Source organism: Streptomyces sp. NPDC058872, assembly GCF_042743065.1.
Lineage (GTDB): Bacteria > Actinomycetota > Actinomycetes > Streptomycetales > Streptomycetaceae > Streptomyces.
This window is the reverse complement of the sequence record NZ_JBHYMK010000027.1, coordinates 48,232-64,988: the sequence shown is the minus strand read 5'-3', so window position 1 is coordinate 64,988 and position 16,757 is coordinate 48,232. Positions and strand designations below refer to the sequence as shown.

Here is a 16,757-nt window from a genome sequence, read left to right as displayed (position 1 = left end):
ACGCCATGCGAATGGGGAGACCTACGCCGATGAGCACCACCCCGAGACCGGGCACCGCCCCGGCTCCCACCCGCCGCAGAGTACTGACCGGTCTCGCTGCCACCACCGTCGCCGTGGTCGGCTGGAACACCGTGGACCAAAGCTGGGCGACGACCGCCCCGGCCACCGCCACCGATGACGTCGTCCCCGTGCCGGCGCTCGCCGGCACCCTGGAGACCTCGCCGGACACCGTCAACGCCTTCGCCCACGACTTCGGCCACCTCTTCGACGGTGCCAAGCCCTGGGCGGTGCTGCGACCGGGCAACGTCAACGACATCATCGCCGTCGTCAACTTCGCCCGCACCCACGGCATCAAGGTCGCCGTCAACGGCCAGGGCGGCACCGGAACCGACATCGAATCGCACTCGGTGTACGGCCAGGCCCGCGTCCCTGGCGGCATCTCCATCGACGCCAGGGCCATGTCCCAGATCATCTCCATCGGGCAGGACCACGCCGTGGTCGAAGCCGGAGCGACCTGGGGCCAGCTCACCGACGCCGCCATGGCCCGGGGCCTGACCCCGCCGGCCCTGCCGGACTACCTCTACATCTCCATCGGCGGCACCCTCAGCGTCGGCGGCATCGGCGGCACCGTGCACCGGCACGGACTGATGGTGGACACCGTCACCTCCCTCGACATCGTCACCGGCGACGGCCGCCTGGTCACCGCCACCCCCTGGCAGCGCGCCGACCTGTTCAACGCGGCCCTGGCCGGCGGCGGTCAGGTCGGCATCATCGTGCGGGCCACCGTCAAGCTGGTTCCCGCGCCCGAGCGGGCCGTCATCTTCAGCCTGCTCTACGCCGACCTGGACACCTACCTCGCCGACTTCGAACTCCTCCTGAAGAAGAACCGGTTCGACGTCCGCGCCGGAGAGATGCTCCAGCTGCCCGACGGCTCCGGCTGGGGCTACAAGATGGAGCTCGGCGCCACCTACGACACCACCCCGCCCAACCGCGAGGCGCTCCTCGACGGCCTGCACGACGTCCGCTCCCAGGCCGTCATCGAAGACGTCCCCTACCGCGACTACATGTTCCGGCTCGACGCCTACGAGGCCTACCTCAAGGAGTCCGGCCACTGGTACCAGCCCAAGCCCTGGCTCAGCCTCTTCCTGCCCGCCTCCAAGACCAAGGCGTTCATGAAGATCGTCGAGCAGGAGCTGAACGCCGACTCCCTCGGCGGCGGATTCCTCCTGTTCTACCCGTACTTCACCTCCCGCATCAGAAGGCCGCTGGCGGTCCAGCCCAACGAGTCCGTCGGCTACCTCTTCGACCTGCTCCGCTTCCCCAACCCCGGGGAAACCGGCATCCAGGCGATGCTGCAGCAAAACCGCCGCCTGTACGACATCGCCGTGTCCATGGGCGCCAAGCGCTACCTGGTGGGCTCCGTGCCGAACATGACGCAGGACGACTGGAAGGCGCACTACGGCTGCCACTGGTCGGACTTCCTGCGGGCCAAGCGCCGCTACGACCCCGCCAACATCCTCACTCCCGGCCAGGGCATCTTCGCCTGACCGCGGCGACCCGCACGGCCACGGAGCCCCGGCGGCGGGGGAGGGGCGCCCCACCCCACCCCCGCCGCACCATCCCCTGTGGAGGCCACACCATGACGACGACGTACGACCTGATCGACGAGGCGGTGATCGCCGCCCCGCCGGCCACCGTCTGGGACGCCCTGATCGCCGAGTTCCGCGGCGCGAAGAAGTGGTGGGTGCCCGCCAACACCTTCGCCACCCGCACCGGTTCGCCCGACGCCGTCGGAGGCGAGGTCGAGGTCACCGTGCACACCAAGGGCGTCGACAAGGGCGGCCTCAAGCTCCGCTTCACCGCCCGCACCACCGCCGTGGACCCCGGACGCCGCCTGGACATCGAATACGTGGACGGCAGCTTCCGCGGCCCCGCCAGCTTCATCCTGCAACCGCTGCCCGACGGACGCACCCGACTGGCGATGCACTTCGCCGCCCGTCCGCACGGCCCGCTCACCCTGCTCGCCAAGGTCGCCGACCTCGGTGCCGAGCACTCCCGCGCCGCCCTGGCCGCCTTCGCCGCCCTGGACCGGCAGCTCTCCACGGAGGTGCCGGCATGACCACCACCTTCGAACGCACCCGGGAAACAACGGTCCGCACCGACGACGGAGCCGAACTCGCGGTGACCGTCCTGACCCCGCTGCGGGACACCGCCCCGGCCGGCGACGCGGTCCTGGTCCACGGCTGGGCGCACTCCCGCCGCGCCTGGGGAACGGTCGCCGACCGCCTCATCCGCCACGGACACCGGGTCGTCCTGTACGACCAGCGCGGCCACGGCGCCTCCACCCTCGGCCGCACCCCCCTCGACGTCCCCCGCCTGGGCGCCGACCTGGCCGCCGTGCTCGACCACACCGGCGCCCACCAGGCCGTGGTGGCCGGCCACTCCGGCGGCGGCTTCGCCGCCCTGTCCTACGCCGCCCTCGACGACCGGGCCGCCCACCTGTCCGGACTGGCACTGCTGGGAACCGCGGCACACGGGCAAGACACCCCCGACGGCGAAGTCAAGATGATGGGCAGCTCCCTGTTCAGCCGCGCCCTCGCCCGCCCCCCACTGGGCCGCCGCCTGCTGTCCTCCACCATGTCCAAGAACCCCGACCCCCACGCCCTGGAAATCAACCGACAACTGTTCTGCGCCACCGCTCCACACGTGCGCGCCGACTTCTTCCGCTGCACCCGGGGCTGGGACCTGCGCGACCGACTCGCCTCCGTCCACACCCCCGCCATCGTCCTGCACGGCGACCGCGACAAGGTCATCGACATCGACCTGGCCAAGACGCTCGCCGCGCAACTTCCCCGGGCCCGCTTCGACACGCTCCCCGGCGCCGGCCACATGCTGCCCCTGGAACACCCCGAGCAGATCGTCGACGCCGTACGCGAACTCTCCTCCCGCCGGCCGTGACGACCACCGCCCCCACCACGGCCCGACGGCCCCCGACCCGGACGGCGACGCCCCCACCGGCCATCGCGGCGGCCCCACCCGGCACGCCCCTGATCGCCAGGCTCCTGCCCGCGGACGTCGCCTCCGCGGAAGCCTTCGACGACACGGCTCCCGCCCCGCTCTTCCCCGCCGAAGCCGCCCTCATGGAAGGACGCCGGGCCCGCCGCCGCCAACAGTTCGCCACCGCCCGGGCCTGCGCCCGCCGCTGCCTGGCCGAACTGGGCCACCCCCCACAGCCGCTGCTGCCCGGCCGAGGAGGCGCCCCCCGCTGGCCGTCCGGCGTGACCGGCAGCATCACCCACTGCGACGGCTACCGGGCCGCCGCCGCCGCACGCACCCCCACCACCCTCACCCTGGGGATCGATGCCGAGCCCGCCGAACCGCTGCCCATCGGCGTACTCGGACTGACCACCTCACCGGCCGAACGCGCCCACCTGGCCGAACTGGCCGACGCACATCCCGAAACCCCCTGGCCCACACTGCTGTTCTCGGCCAAGGAATCCATCTACAAGGCGTGGTACCCGATCACCGGCATGTGGCTCGGCTTCCGCGACGCCACCGTGCACCTCACCCCCGAAGGCACCTTCACCGCCGTGCTCCACCCGCCGTCACCGACGCCGACGGACCCACGCTTCCAGGGCCGCTGGCTCCGCGAAGGCCCCCTGCTGCTGACGGCGACCGTCCGACGGGGCTGACCGCCGCCACCCGGCGCACGACCCCGGCGCCCCCGCCCGCTCAGGCCGGGAGCACCACCGTGCCCCCGACCGTCCCGACCCCTTCCGGGACGGCCGGGACGGCGCCCCAACGAAACTCCTGGGGACTGACCCCCCGCACCCGCTTGAACGCCGCAGAGAACGCGAACGCCGAGCTGTACCCCACCCGCCGGGCCACCGTCGTCACCGTGGCATCGGGCTCCCGCAACAGATCGGCAGCCAGCGCCAACCGCCAACCGGTGAGGTAGGCGATCGGGGGCTCACCCACCACATCGGTGAACCGCCGCGCCAAGGAAGCCCGCGACACCCCCGTCTTGACCGCCAGCTCCGCAACCGTCCAACCGTGCGCCGGATTGTCGTGCAACAGCCGCAGCGCCGGGCCGACCACCGGATCGCTCTGCGCCCGGTACCAGGCGGGGGAACCACTGCCCGGAGAAGCGAGCCAGGTCCGCAGCACCCCGATCAACAACAGGTCCAAGAGCCGGTCCAGCACTATCTCCTGGCCCGGCTCGTCCTTCCCGATCTCCAGCGCCAGCAACCTGATCAGCGTGCTGTCCGACGACTCCGCCGGCCGCACCACCAGCGTCGGCAGGGCGGACAGCAACCGACGCCCGATCTCACTGCGCCCCTGGTAGGTGCCGCTGAGCATCACGGCCGCATCGGTGCTCTGGAAGCTGTCGCCCCAGGTCCGCACGCCCAACGCCATGGCATGGGTGACGTCCTCCCCCTCCACGGTGCTGCACCGCTGCTCCGGCCCCACCGTGATCTGCACCGGCGTGCCGGGCGCATCCGCCACCGTGTACGCATCCGGCCCCCGCACCACGGCCACGTCCCCGGGACGGATGTGCACCGGCTGGCTCTGATCGGGCAACACCCACGCCTCGCCGCGCACCATGGTGACCACCGAGATCGGGGCGCGGTCCTCGACCCGCAACGACCAGGGAGGATTGAAGACGGACTTCAGCAGGAAGGCGCCGCGGGCCTTGGGCCCTTCCAGCAGACCGGTCAGTGTGTCCATGGGGCGTTGCGTCCTCTCCGGCGGTGGTACGGCGAAGTGCCCGCTCTCCCACGGGGGGACGAAGAGAGAGCGGGCACCCGTTCACGAGGGGTCGTGGTCCTCAGACCCGACCCGCAACCGCAGACCCCCGGCCGTGCAGGGTCAGCGCCCGGCCCAGTGCGGCGAGCGCGGCCGTGCAGGCCACGGTACGCACCAGGTTGCCGGTGTTCCACCGACTGCCGAAGCCGGCCCGGGCAACCGCCAGGTCGGGTCCGGCCTTCGCCAGCCGGTTGTTCAGCGGAATGTTGACGGCGGCCGTCACGATCAGCGACAGCCCGTACAGCGCGAAGGCGAGCCATCCCCACCGGGCGGCGTCCGCACGCCCACCGCGCTGCTGCTGCACAGCGGCCAGCCCGGTGGCCACGAAGACCCCCAGGAACACCAGACCGAACAGGCCGTTGTCGATGGCCGTGTTGATGTTGCGCATGGCGGTGACGTAGGTGTGGTCGTCACCGCGGCCCAACCCCGGCATGACCGAAACGTCGAAGGCGAAGTACAGCCCGGCCATCAAGCCGGTGCCGACGGTCGCCGCGACCAGGGTCACGGACTGGGTCGTCGTACTCGTCACGTCAGGAGTCCTTTCAGCGTGCGCTCGTACCGGCTGCGCAACAGCGTCGCACCGATCAGCCGGACAGGAGGCGGAATCGTCGCGGAAACACGGGCGACCGAGGCGGCCGGCGCCCCGTCGAACATCCACGGCTGAAGGTACGTCATCACCCGCGCCGGCGCCGTGCGGATCAGCGCCCGTTCCTCGGCCAGATAGGCACGCTCCCCGAGCCGGTCGAAGACCGGAAAGACGATCTCCTCCTCGTCCCGCAGGTGCTCCCGGAGCACCTCCTCGAAGCGGGCGGCAGCCGCCACCAGTCCTTCGCCGCCCCGCTCGATCGCAACGGACACCGCATCCATCGCCGCGTCCAACGCGCGGTGATCCTCCTGGAGCTCACCCGCCTGCGCGTCGAAGTCGGCGTCACGACGGCGCAACGAGGGCCACAACACCTCGTCCTCGCTGGTGTGGTGCCAGACGATGACCTCCCGCAACCGCTGCCACCACGGCGCACCGGAAGCGCGCCAGGTCGGTGCAGCCACCCGCAACCGGGCCGCGTCGCGTCTCATGGCGACGTGCATCAAGGCGAAGCCGTGGAAGTGGGCGGGCAACGAAGCCAGTCCGTGTTCGCTGGAGAAGGGCTGCTGGGGGGTGGGCATCGGACCTCCTGCAAATCGGTGCACCGACGTGCGATCAACGCTGCTGAGCACGTACGGCGCGGTGGTGCCCCGTGCGGTTCCACTCCGACGGCACGCACGCACCCCGCGGGGCCCGCCCGTACCGCTTCGACTCCGTCCTACCGCACACCACTGGAGTGCGGGTGGTGTGCGCGCTGTGTACCGGGACGACCGGGGCGGCGCCGAAGCACCGCCCCGGGCCCCTGGGGCGATGCGGCCCTCACGCGTCCCAGACGCCGCTGGCAGCCGCCTCACGGGCGAAGTCGGCGAAGTCCTTGGGCTTGCGACCCAGGGCTTCTTCCACTCCGTGGACCAGATGGGCGTTGCGCCCGTCCAGGATCATCGCGAACAGGTCGGCGAAGTCCTCGGGAAGACCGTTCTCCCGAAGCACCGCCCGGTACTGCTCATGGGTGACCGAGACGTAGGAGATCTCACGGCCGGTGGCCTTGGACAGCTCGACGGCCACGTCGGAGAAGCTGAGCAGGCGAGGACCGGACAGCTCATAGGTCTTGCCGATGTGCCGGTCGTCGGTGAGCGCGGCGACCACCACGTCGGCGATGTCGTCGGTGTCGACGAAGGCCTCCACCGCGTCCCCGGTCGGCAGCGCGATCTCACCGGCCAGCACGGGCTCCAGGAAGAAGCTCTCGCTGAAGTTCTGGTTGAACCAGCTGGAGCGGACGATCGTCCACTCGGCACCGGCCTTCTTCACGCACTCCTCCCCGGCCTGAGCGGCCTCCTCGCCGCGACCGGAGAGCAGCACCAGCCGGCGCGCTCCGCGGGCCACAGCTAAACGCGAGAAGGCGTCGACCTGCTCCGTGGCCCCGGGGAAGGCCAGGTCGGGGTAGTAGGTGATGTACACCCGGTCCACCCCTTCCAGCGCCGCCTCCCAGGTCTCGGGGTCCTGCCAGTCGAAGCCGGGTTCGGCGCTGCGCGATCCGACGCGCACCGGACGACCCAGGGAGGTGAGCCGCTCGACGACTCTGCGGCCGGTCTTGCCGGTGCCTCCGATGACGAGGGTGATCTGGTCGTTCTGCGTGGTCTGCGTGTTCTGCGTCATGAGTACAGTCAATGCCATTTCGGCGAGACGAGCCATAGCTGCAAAGCTCACTTGCATACGCGTGCGTCCACTAAAGGTCGCTCATCCGCTCGAACGGCGCACCGCGGTACGCCACCGGACCCCGGGCGACACCGGCCCCTCCGCCCCGGCCGGCGCCCGTGGCCGCACCGCCTGCCCGGACCCCCGACACCCCGGGCACGGCACGGCCGGCAGGACCGCGGATCCGACCCGTCAGAAGTTCCCCAGGCCGCCGCACACGTTCAGTGCCTGCGCGGTGACCGACGAAGCGAGATCGGTGGTGAGGTAACCGACGAAGCCGGCGACCTCCTCCGCGGTGGAGTACCGGCCGAGCGGGATCTGCGCCTCGAACTGTCCCTGGACGTACTCCTCCGTGGTGCCCCACGCCGCCGCGTACCCACTGCGCACCCGTGCGGCCATCGGCGTCTCCACATAACCGGGACAGACCGCGTTGACCGTGACGCCCGTGGGAGCGAGTTCCTTGCCCAGGGCCTTGGTGAAGCCGACCACGGCGTGCTTCGAGGCCGAGTACGGCGCGCCCAGTAACACCCCCTGCTTGCCCGCGGTGGAAGCGATGTTCACGATCCGCCCCCACGAGGCCTCCGAAAGCCCCCCGGCGTTGAGCACCTCGCGCGTCAACATGAACACGCCGTTGAGATTGGTGTCGATGACCTCGTGCCATAGCTCATCGGTGATGCTCGCGGTCGCCCCGCCGCCGCTGCGCCCCGCATTGTTCACCAGGATGCTGACCGGCGCACCGTAGCTCGCCACGGCCGAGGCGACCAGCGCGGCGACGTCCGCACGCTTGCGCACGTCGGCGACCATGCCGTCGACCGTCAGCCCCTCGGCGCGCAGCTTCGCGACCGTCCGCGTCACCGCAGCCCCGGTGCGCGCACAGAGGAACACCCGATGGCCGCGCGCCCCCAGGTCGCGGGCGACGGCCAGACCGATGCCCCGCGTGGCGCCGGTGATCAAAGCCACCGGTCGCTCGGGAGCCCTGCGCGCTGCTGCCTTCGTCGGCTGTGCTGTCATCTCGAAAGGCCCTCCTGCCTGCCGCACGTCAACCCCTCGGAGCGTGTCCGACCCCGCTGGGAGCCCACTGGAAAACCGTTGGTGCACCCGTCCCGGAATTTCCCACTCCGTACGGTCGTCGCGCAGCGGACCGTCCGTAGCGCGATCGGCGGGCCGTTCGCCGTCGATCGGCCCGCCCGTCTTCGTGCACCGACGCCGCCCCGAGGGCGGCAGCCCGGCCGAGACCGTCGAAGCCCCCGCGCACCCCACGGGCCCGTTCCCGCACCGGCGCACCGCGCCCCGAAACGGTCGGGCGGCCGTGCCGACCGCCAGGGCACGCGTCCCCGACCCGTCGAAGGACCCCGGGTGCGTGCGGAGCGCTCCGCACGCACCCGGGGCCCGCGTCACCAGCCCTTCGCGCCGGCCACGGGGCCCCGGGACCGGTGAACGCGCCGGCCGCTCACAGCCCCAGCCGCACCGGGAGTTCCTGCAGCCCGTTGGAGATGAACGACTCCACCCGCCGCAGGCTCGCCGGCTCCGCGGCCAACTCCATCCCCGGGAACCTCTCGAAGAGCCGCTGCACCCCCACCACGGCCTCCAGCCGGGCCAGGGTCGCCCCCAGGCAGTAGTGCGTTCCGAAGCCGAAGGACAGGTGCTCGCCGCGGGTGGCCCGAGTGACGTCGAACCGGTCGGCGGCAGGCCCGTGGACCTTCGGGTCGCGTCCTGCCGAGGCGAACGACACCACGATCGGATCGCCCCGGGGAATCACCACCTCACCGACCTCGATGTCCTCCACCGCGAACCGCATCACCGCATAGGCGGCGGGCGGCTCCAGCCGCAGCGCCTCCTCGACCGCGTCCTCCCACGAAGCAAGCCCCTCCCGGATCAGACGCAACTGCTCCGGGTGGCGAAGCAGTTCCATCACACAGGTGCAGATCAGATTGACCGAGGTCTCGTACCCGGCGGTGAACAGTAGGATCAGATTGTCGATCAGTTCCTTCTCGCTCAGCCCCGCCCCGGCCCCGCCGCGCTCCGTCCCGGTCTCGTCCCGCGCCGCGATGAGCGCGGTGGTCAGGTCGTCACCGGGGGTTCGTCTTCGAAAGGCGAGCAGATCCGCCATGGTCGAGTAGAGGAGTTCGGCGTTGGCCCGGGCGTCCTGGGCGGTGATCGCCGTGTCGAAGAACCCCTTGATGACCTTGTGCAGGGGGGCCCAGGAATGCTCCGGTATCCCGAAGACGTCGAAGACGATGCGGGTGGGCAGTTCGTGCGCGAACCGTGCCCGCAGGTCGACCGGCGCCTCCCCGGCCGTCTTGGCGAGCTGCTCCAGCAGGGTCTCGGTCACCTGCTCGATCCTCGGCCGCATCCCGGCGACCCGACGTGAGCCGAACGCGGCGGCCACCGGCCTGCGCAACCGCGTGTGCTCCGCCCCGTAAGCGGTGATCATGTTCTGTACCGAGACCCATATGGCCAGCGGCCACTCGGCGCCCACCTCGCCATTGGCCCACGCCGGCCAGTGCCGGTACGCGTCCTTCGACACCCGGGGATCTACCAGCAGGCTGCGTATGGTCTCCGCTCCACTGACCACCCAGCCCGTCACTCCGCCGGGCAGTACCACCCGGGTCGCCGGACCCTTCTTGAGCAGATGTGCTGCTTCGGCATGAATGTTCGTGCCGGTGGGATCGATGGTGAACGGACACTGGCGTGTCATCGGGATCTCCATGGTCTGGGCGAGGTCTGCGACAAGGCACGTCGGGCAAGCAAGGAGGAGGGCTTGGGCAGCGGGCTCCCACGCACGGGTGGAAACCGCCCGTCCGATCTGGTCTCACCAGCGACGGCCCGGGCGCGGCACCAGCACCTGCCGTCCGTCAACGGCGTGTGGTCATCCCCCTTTTCACGGGAGGCGACCTTAGCCCCCGACGCCATCCGGGAGATGCTAATGCCCCGACAGATCGGCAAAAACGAAAGGAAGCGAAGGTCCCTTCGGGACGGTGCGCGTCCCGGCGCCCGGCGCCCCGACCGGAAGCCGACCCCACGGATCGCCCGTCGAGGCCCCGCACCTCTTGCCCTCCCACGAGCCGTAGGCGGCGATCCCCGATCCGCTGATGCGCCGAGCCCCAAACCCCGGTGGCACGGCCCCCGCGTCCGCCCGCCGGCGCACCACACCACCACGGCCTCCCCGCATCTCGCCCCGCACACCCGTAGGCTTCCCTGTCGGTGCCGGGCGGCACCAGACCTTCCTCCGGCGCGTCGGCCACCACCTCCCGCGCCGTGGCGCCGGACGGCCGGCACGTCGACTCCGTCGAACCCTGCCCACGGACGACCCGGTCAAGCCGGCCCCGGCCCCGTCCGTCACCCACCCCGTGACCTGGTTCCCCTCCTGCCGCCGGCAGACCGACTTATCGTCACAACTGCCCCCGGACAGTCACTTCGACCCCCTATCACCTTGTGTTACGGTCACGCCGTGACGACAGCGAGCAACCCCTTACTTGTCGGGAAATCAGCCCTCATAACCGGTGCCAGTGCCGGTATCGGTGCCGCGGCAGCCCGGGTCTTTTGCCGAGAGGGCGCCGCCATCACGCTCGTTGCCCGTCGCGAATCTCAACTCGCCGACATTACAAGCCAGTTGCGCGCAGAAGGACATCAGGCGCAGTACGTGGTGGCGGACGTCACCCGCAGCGAGGAGGTCGCGCGCGCCGTCTCGGCCGCAGTGGCCGCCTACGGCCGCCTCGACGTCGCCTTCAACAACGCAGGCGTCGGAGCCGAACCCAAACCGCTGCACCTGCTCGACGAAGAGGTCTACGACACCGTCATGGACACCAACGTCAGGGGCGTGTGGAACTGCATGCGCCACGAGATCCGCGCGATGCTTCCCCGAGGCGGCACCATCGTCAACAACAGCAGCACCGCCGGCCTCGTCGCCACACCGGTCACCGCCGCCTACATCGCCTCCAAGCACGCGGTCCTGGGCCTGACCAAGGCCGCCGCCACCGAATACGCCGCCCAGGGCATCCGGGTCAACGCCCTCGCCCCGGGATCCACCCGCAGCGAGATGGTCGACACCTGGCTCCGCGACAACCCCGACATGGAGCAGCACCTCCTGCAGTCCGCCCTCGTCCCACGCATCGCGGAACCCGACGAGATCGCCGAAGCCGCCGCATGGCTCTGCAGCGACCGTGCCTCCTTCGTCGTCGGCACCACCCTCTCCGTCGACGGCGGCTGGACCACGCGCTGAGCCACGCGGACGTCCCCACCCCGGCCAGGACGGCGTGAACGGCCCGCACCACACGCGCCCCGGGCCACCCGGCTCTTCCCGCACCACACCGGTCGGCACCTGAGCACGCAAGACCGCCGCCTCCACCCCGCACCCCACGGCCGCTCGCCCCCGGGTCAGCCGCCCGTCCGCGTCACCCGCAGCTGCCGCAGCAGGCCACCGTAGTCTTCGTCGTCGTCGCTGATGAAGAGCGGAAAGGAACCCGAGACCAACGCCACGCCTTCGACCTTGAGCCCCGAGCTCCGGGCGAGCATCTGCGGCGGCTCGACCGCAACCAGTTCCGCGCCCAGGGGCCCACCCCGCTCGACCGTGGCCGCGCGGTAGACGGCGCTGTCGAAGGGACCGAGGTCACCGGGGTCGTACGCGGACGAGACGTACACCTGTCCCTTCGCATCGATGTCGAGACCCGAAGCAGGACGCGCCCCCGGCGGCTCGGGAGCGGTGAACGGCACCGACGTCCACTTCCTGCCGAAGGCGAGCGCACCGCTCCTGCCCACCGTCAAACGCGTCATGTGGATGCGGGTGGTGTCGCTTCCCTGCGCCCGCTCGGCATACACGAAGTAGTCCCGTCCCCCGACCGTTGCGACGGCCGTCGCCTCGACGTTGGTGAGCGGCTCGGGCGTCTTCGGCCACGGAGCCGAGCCCACGACCTCCACGTCGAAGTCCTTGTCCCACCGCGCCAGATAGATCGTGGGATCGGGGTCGCTCCCATCGGCGCCGCTTTCGACCAGCAGGGCCGCGTTCCGGCCGGGAAGCCGGGCGATGCTTTCCAGGTCGTTCGGCACGTCGGGGAAGTCCACCCGAAGCTCCTCGACGGCGATCCCGTCGGTGTCGACGGGCGTCCGCACGATCGCAAGGCGCGGCAGCTCGCGTTCCGCGTCGTTGTCCCGTGCATCGTGACAGACCAAGAAGACCTCCCGTGACGTTGCCCGGCGCCCGGGACCGACGAACCCGCGCTCAGTGGCGAGCCAAGCGATGCCGCTGAACTCACGCGGTGCCCGGTACCGGCTTTCCCCGGGGGACGACACGACGGTGGCTCTCTCAACGCCGCACGCGGCCAGCACGAGGAGGTTCAGCCCGACGACGGCGGACAACAGGCCGCGCGTCAGCAACCGACGTCCCATCAGGTGTCCCTTCATCGCCCGGCACCCACCGTCCTGCGTCCCGGCCCGCTCGGGACGCTAGGGCAGAGGGCGCCCGGTTCCCACCAGGCGCCGCCGGAACGTCACCGGTCTGGCCGCGCAGGGCTGCCGCATCAGACTCCCCACGGACCCGACGACCGGTGGGGAGATCCAGGCCACCCACAACGGCGAACGCGGCGAGGAAGCACAACCGCCCGGGCCCGTGCTTCCTCGCCCCGAAGACCGTCCGCTACGGGGCGAGGGACGCGGAAGGGGGCTTCGAACAGCCCGTCACCCGAACGCCGGCGGCGCACCGTCGAGCTCGGCGAGGTCCCGGGCGGTCAGCTCCAGGTGCGCCGCTTGGACATTGGCCCGTAGGTACGACAGGCGGGTGGTGCCGGGAATGGGGATGACGTGCTCGCCCTGAGCGAGCGTCCAGGCGAGTGCCACCTGCGCCAAAGTGGCGTCGTGGCGCTCCGCCACCGCCCGCAGGGGAGCGAGGATCCGCTGGTTCGCGGCGCGCGCCGGAGAAGTGAAGCGGGGATGGCGGGCGCGCAGGTCGTCGGAGGAGAAGGAGGTGTCCGGGGTGATGGTGCCGGTGAGGAACCCGCGCCCCAAGGGAGAGAAGGGAACGAACAGGGCGTCGTTGCGGGCGCACCAGCCGACGACGTCCTCCTCGTGCGCCTGCGCGCCCAGCGACTGCCGCGACCACAAGGAGAGTTCGGACTGGACGGCGGCGACGGGATGGATCCGATGCGCCTGCTCGGCCTCTTGGACCCGGACCTCCGAAAGGCCGAGATGCCCGATCTTGCCCTCCGCCACCATCGCGGCGAGGGCACCCCAACTGTCCTCCAGGGGGACGGCCGGATCGACGCGGTGCAAGTAGCACAGATCCACGCTGTCGGTGCGCAGCCGGCGCAGGCTCGCCTCCACCGCGTTGCGCAGGTGCGCCGGTCTGCCGTCACGGTGCAGCGCCATGGTGGCGAGGTCGTCCACGACCAGACCGACCTTGGTGGCGAGGAACACCTCGTGACGACGAGGGGCGATGGCCTGCCCGAGCAGCGTCTCGTTGTGCCCCTCCCCGTACACGCCGGCGGTGTCCAGGAGCGTGATGCCGAGGTCGACGGCCTCGTGTAACAGCGAGGCCCACGCCTGGTCGTCGCCGTGCGGACGGGTATACATCCACGGACTCAACCCGGCACAGCCCAGGCCCACCGCTCCCAGCCGCCGTCCGGTCGGCCGGAAGAGCCTGGTCCGTGCGCTCATCAATTGCTCACCACTGTTTCGCACCACGCCGCAACACCCACTCATGATCGTTCCGATCGCATCGGAACCACCCTAGCCACGTGAAGACGGCCCCTCGGGGCGTCGTGTGGCCGCAGCGGTGCTCTGCGGGGGAGCAGCGGCAAAGCCGCCCGGTCCGGTCATCGGTGCCGCACCCCGATTGACCTGGCGGCGGGCGCGGACGCACCGTGGCGCACCGGCACCAGAACCGGCACCAGAACCGGCAAGCGGGCGACGAAAAGCCGTGACGGCCTCGAACAGACCGTCACCTTCCTCGCCCGTGCCCGGGGCAGCGGCCCTCACGGCACCCGGGAACCGATGTGCCCCACGGACGCCCCCCGCCCTCGATCCCCGACCGAGGACGAGGGGCCCGCGGGCCCGGACCGGCGGTCACCGCACGAGCCGGTCAGACCTCCACCATCACCTGGTCCAGCGCCTTCCGCTTCAAGTCCGGCACCTGACAGTCCTCCGCCGGATAGCCGACCGGGATCACCGCGAAGGCCTTCTCGTTCTCGGGCCGCCCCAACACCTGGGAGAGGAAACGCATCGGGCTCGGCGTGTGCACCAGCGCGGCCAAGCCCGACAGGTGCAGGGCGGACAACAGCATGCCGACCGCGATGCCCACGGACTCGTCCACGTAGTAGTGCTTCCGCTTGGCACCGTCCTCACCCAGCCAGTACCGCTGCTGGAAGACCACGATCAGCGCCGGGGCGTCCGTCAGATGCGTCTTCACCGCATCCGTACCCAGCGGACGCAGGGCGGCAAGCCATTCCTCGCCGAGCCTGCCGTCGTAGGAGAGCTGCTCCTCGCGCTCGGCCTCCTCACGGATGCGCCTGCGGATCTCCGGGTCCCGGACCATGACGAAGGTCCAGGGCTGCTGGTGGGCACCGGACGGCGCCGTGGCCGCGCAGGCGATGGCGTCCCGCACGACCTGCTCCGGCACCGGGTCGCAGGAGAACCGGCGCACCGTGCGCCGCTGCCCCATCTGGTCGCGCAACTCTGCCGAGCGACGGAGGGACTCCGCCGGCTCCATGCGCTCAGGACGGTAGGGGACCGGATGGTACGGGGCGCCGTGGGTGGGCTCCCAGCGCTCTTCGGTGGTGGCTGTCATGGGGGAGAGTCTGGTGTCCCCGGCCCCCGGTTCCAAGGGCGGGGACGCACCGGAAACGACACCCGCGGCCCCGTGGGCACCCGCGCCGTGGTCGTCGAGGCGCCGGCGGCGTTGGTTCCTATGAAGGGCTGCCCCGCACACCCGACGCCCCACGCCGGCCCACCGCAGACCACGACACACCCCTTAGCCTTGTCCCCATGTCAGAGCGTGCCATGCCCAGCAGCGCGGACGGCCTGATCACCCTGGACGCCGCAAACGTCCTGTGGGCCGACCTGACGGCCGACAGCACCGTGCCCGCGGCTCCTATGGCGCTCACCTCCCCTCCCGCCCGCCCCTGCAAGGGATACGTCCTGCTCGGCGCGGCTGTGGTGACGACGACCAGGACCAACGACGGCCAGTGGCACGTTCCCGAGGCCGAGGTGCGCCGAGCGGCTGCCCAACTGAACGCTGTCGCAATGAACCCACAGGACCTGGTTCGCATCGGCCCGTTTGGCAAGTCACCCCAGCAGCCCTTCACCGAGGAAACACCGCTGCGCTGGCGCCAACGCATCATGGCCGAACTACAACGGCACCGCGCCCCCGAGCAGCCGGCCGGCCGACCGCACCCCCTGGCGGGGATCGACTGGCGACGCACGCTCGTGGAGCAGACCCGCACCACAACACGACGGACGTGGTGGCTGCCGCGCGCCGTGGTCAAGCTCCTCGACGCGGCCGAGCACGCCGAAACGCAGTGGACGCGAGCCACACGGCCCCACCAGAGGAGCACCACCGCCCCCGAGCCGCCCCCGCACCCCCGACCGGCCCGCACCCCCGACCGCCGGCAGACCACGAACCCCCAGGACACCACCGCACCGCGCCCCTACGGTGCAGAGCTGGAAGGCCAGCTGTACTCGGTGCTCAGCAGGAAGCCCGGCACCTCCCGCAGGGTGGCCGGCTGGGCGTGCGCCGTCTGCCGCACCGCGCCCGCCACCGTCCTTGACCACTGCCACGAACACGGCTACGTCCGCGCCCCCCTGTGCCAGTCCTGCAACACCCAAGAACGCCCCGACCACCTGTACGCCAACGACATCCGCGTGGCGAACCGCTACACACGCCTCTTCCACACCCACACCGAGGCATGGCTCCGCCACTGGCACCGTTGCCCCGGCTGCCGTGCACGCACCACCCTGCCCCTGCCCCACCTCGCCGCATGGACCGCCCACATAGCCTGCCGATCGCTGCGCCCGACCCACCAAGCCCCCCGCGGGCGCAAGCCCTGCGGGCTCCTGCGCGTGTCCTGGACGGGCAGCCAGAACACGCCCCGTTCCTGCCTGCTCACCATCACCGTCGACTTCTGCCCCTCCGGCGAGCACCGTGTCCTGGCGCGAGTGCCCTACCGCGAAGCCACCGAACGGTTTCGCAACTGGCTGGCCGACACGGCCCCCGCCGTGGCCGCCGCGGCCGGCCCGGACCGCCTGGACGGCCTCCCCGCCCAGGCCCGACCGGTCATCGTCGACACCAGCGGCGAAGGCCTGTCCCTGTTTTGAGAAGGCATCGCTCGGGCCGGCCACCCCACCCTCCCCGGACATCGTCCCCGCCCGCGAGGGCGTGGAGGCGCTCGACGCGGAACTCCTCTACTTCCCTTCGAAGGAGACGATCCACGTCTCGTCCACGACACCGGGGAGGAAGGAAACGACCGAGCGGCCCGAAACGGACGACTCCTGATCGTCGAGGCCGGAGAGGGCGTCGGCACGGGCGGGTCCAGCCGGCGACAGGACGGCGCCCGAGAGCGCAAGGGCAGCGAAGGCACGCACGAGGGGCTTCATGCCCTGCACAACAGCCCGACGACGCCGTAGGTCACCACCTGCGTTCCCCCCAGTCCGCACGGCGGCCCGTGGCGCGGCGCCGGCGGACCGG

At 71.2% G+C, this 16,757-nt stretch carries 16 protein-coding genes; 6 read left to right on the top strand and 10 right to left on the bottom strand.

Annotated features, from left to right (window positions below; all coding sequences use genetic code 11):
* Window positions 1–29: 29 nt before the first annotated feature.
* From ACFW22_RS19045 to ACFW22_RS19030, 4 genes are all read left to right on the top strand, one after another.
* On the top strand, window positions 30–1,547 hold the full coding sequence (locus ACFW22_RS19045; RefSeq protein WP_386405671.1) for an FAD-binding protein: 1,518 nt from the start codon (window positions 30–32) through the stop codon (window positions 1,545–1,547).
* 92 nt (window positions 1,548–1,639) lie between these two features.
* Entirely contained in the window at window positions 1,640–2,119 is a 480-nt protein-coding gene (locus tag ACFW22_RS19040; protein ID WP_386405668.1) for an SRPBCC family protein, read from the top strand.
* Window positions 2,116–2,958 (top strand): alpha/beta fold hydrolase, encoded by an 843-nt coding sequence (locus tag ACFW22_RS19035; protein WP_386405665.1) that lies wholly within the window; start codon window positions 2,116–2,118, stop codon window positions 2,956–2,958. Before ACFW22_RS19040 ends, ACFW22_RS19035 begins: the two co-directional genes overlap by 4 nt.
* Window positions 2,955–3,692 carry a 4'-phosphopantetheinyl transferase gene (locus ACFW22_RS19030; RefSeq protein WP_386405662.1) on the top strand — a complete coding sequence of 246 codons (738 nt, stop codon included), beginning with the start codon at window positions 2,955–2,957 and terminating at the stop codon, window positions 3,690–3,692. Before ACFW22_RS19035 ends, ACFW22_RS19030 begins: the two co-directional genes overlap by 4 nt.
* Before the next feature lie 40 nt (window positions 3,693–3,732).
* Here ACFW22_RS19030 and ACFW22_RS19025 read toward each other — a convergent pair whose 3' ends face one another.
* From ACFW22_RS19025 to ACFW22_RS19000, 6 genes are all read right to left on the bottom strand, one after another.
* On the bottom strand, window positions 3,733–4,728 hold the full coding sequence (locus ACFW22_RS19025) for an AraC family transcriptional regulator (protein ID WP_386405659.1): 996 nt from the start codon (window positions 4,726–4,728) through the stop codon (window positions 3,733–3,735).
* Between the two features lie 100 nt (window positions 4,729–4,828).
* The gene (locus ACFW22_RS19020; protein WP_386405656.1) at window positions 4,829–5,335 is read right to left on the bottom strand and encodes a DUF1772 domain-containing protein; all 507 of its coding nucleotides are present in this window, start codon (window positions 5,333–5,335) and stop codon (window positions 4,829–4,831) included.
* Entirely contained in the window at window positions 5,332–5,970 is a 639-nt protein-coding gene (locus tag ACFW22_RS19015) for a hemerythrin domain-containing protein (RefSeq protein WP_386405653.1), read from the bottom strand. Before ACFW22_RS19015 ends, ACFW22_RS19020 begins: the two co-directional genes overlap by 4 nt.
* 238 nt (window positions 5,971–6,208) lie before the next feature.
* Window positions 6,209–7,045 (bottom strand): NAD(P)H-binding protein, encoded by an 837-nt coding sequence (locus tag ACFW22_RS19010; protein WP_386405650.1) that lies wholly within the window; start codon window positions 7,043–7,045, stop codon window positions 6,209–6,211.
* A gap of 231 nt (window positions 7,046–7,276) precedes the next feature.
* Window positions 7,277–8,095, bottom strand: a complete 819-nt coding sequence (locus tag ACFW22_RS19005; RefSeq protein ID WP_386405647.1) for an SDR family NAD(P)-dependent oxidoreductase — start codon at window positions 8,093–8,095, stop codon at window positions 7,277–7,279.
* A gap of 439 nt (window positions 8,096–8,534) precedes the next feature.
* The gene (locus tag ACFW22_RS19000) at window positions 8,535–9,782 is read right to left on the bottom strand and encodes a cytochrome P450 (protein WP_386405644.1); all 1,248 of its coding nucleotides are present in this window, start codon (window positions 9,780–9,782) and stop codon (window positions 8,535–8,537) included.
* Between the two features lie 753 nt (window positions 9,783–10,535).
* Here ACFW22_RS19000 and ACFW22_RS18995 point away from each other — a divergent pair.
* Window positions 10,536–11,306, top strand: coding sequence for a glucose 1-dehydrogenase (locus ACFW22_RS18995; RefSeq protein WP_386405641.1), 771 nt, complete (start codon window positions 10,536–10,538; stop codon window positions 11,304–11,306).
* 155 nt (window positions 11,307–11,461) lie between these two features.
* Here the strand turns inward: ACFW22_RS18995 and ACFW22_RS18990 are convergent, their stop codons facing one another.
* The 3 genes from ACFW22_RS18990 to ACFW22_RS18980 all read right to left on the bottom strand — a co-directional run bounded on the left by ACFW22_RS18990 (window position 11,462) and on the right by ACFW22_RS18980 (window position 14,861).
* Window positions 11,462–12,253, bottom strand: a complete 792-nt coding sequence (locus ACFW22_RS18990; protein WP_386405638.1) for a hypothetical protein — start codon at window positions 12,251–12,253, stop codon at window positions 11,462–11,464.
* Window positions 12,254–12,757: 504 nt separating this feature from the next.
* Complete coding sequence (locus tag ACFW22_RS18985) at window positions 12,758–13,732, bottom strand: aldo/keto reductase (protein WP_386405635.1); 975 nt, start codon at window positions 13,730–13,732, stop codon at window positions 12,758–12,760.
* A gap of 424 nt (window positions 13,733–14,156) precedes the next feature.
* On the bottom strand, window positions 14,157–14,861 hold the full coding sequence (locus tag ACFW22_RS18980; protein WP_386405632.1) for a nitroreductase family protein: 705 nt from the start codon (window positions 14,859–14,861) through the stop codon (window positions 14,157–14,159).
* A gap of 197 nt (window positions 14,862–15,058) precedes the next feature.
* Between ACFW22_RS18980 and ACFW22_RS18975 the strand changes: the two genes are divergently transcribed.
* A complete protein-coding gene (locus ACFW22_RS18975) occupies window positions 15,059–16,387 on the top strand; it encodes an endonuclease domain-containing protein (RefSeq protein ID WP_386405629.1) in 1,329 nt (442 codons plus the stop codon).
* A gap of 87 nt (window positions 16,388–16,474) precedes the next feature.
* On the opposite strand, the gene ACFW22_RS18970 is transcribed toward ACFW22_RS18975, so the two are convergent.
* Window positions 16,475–16,666, bottom strand: a complete 192-nt coding sequence (locus ACFW22_RS18970; RefSeq protein ID WP_386405626.1) for a hypothetical protein — start codon at window positions 16,664–16,666, stop codon at window positions 16,475–16,477.
* Window positions 16,667–16,757: the final 91 nt, after the last annotated feature.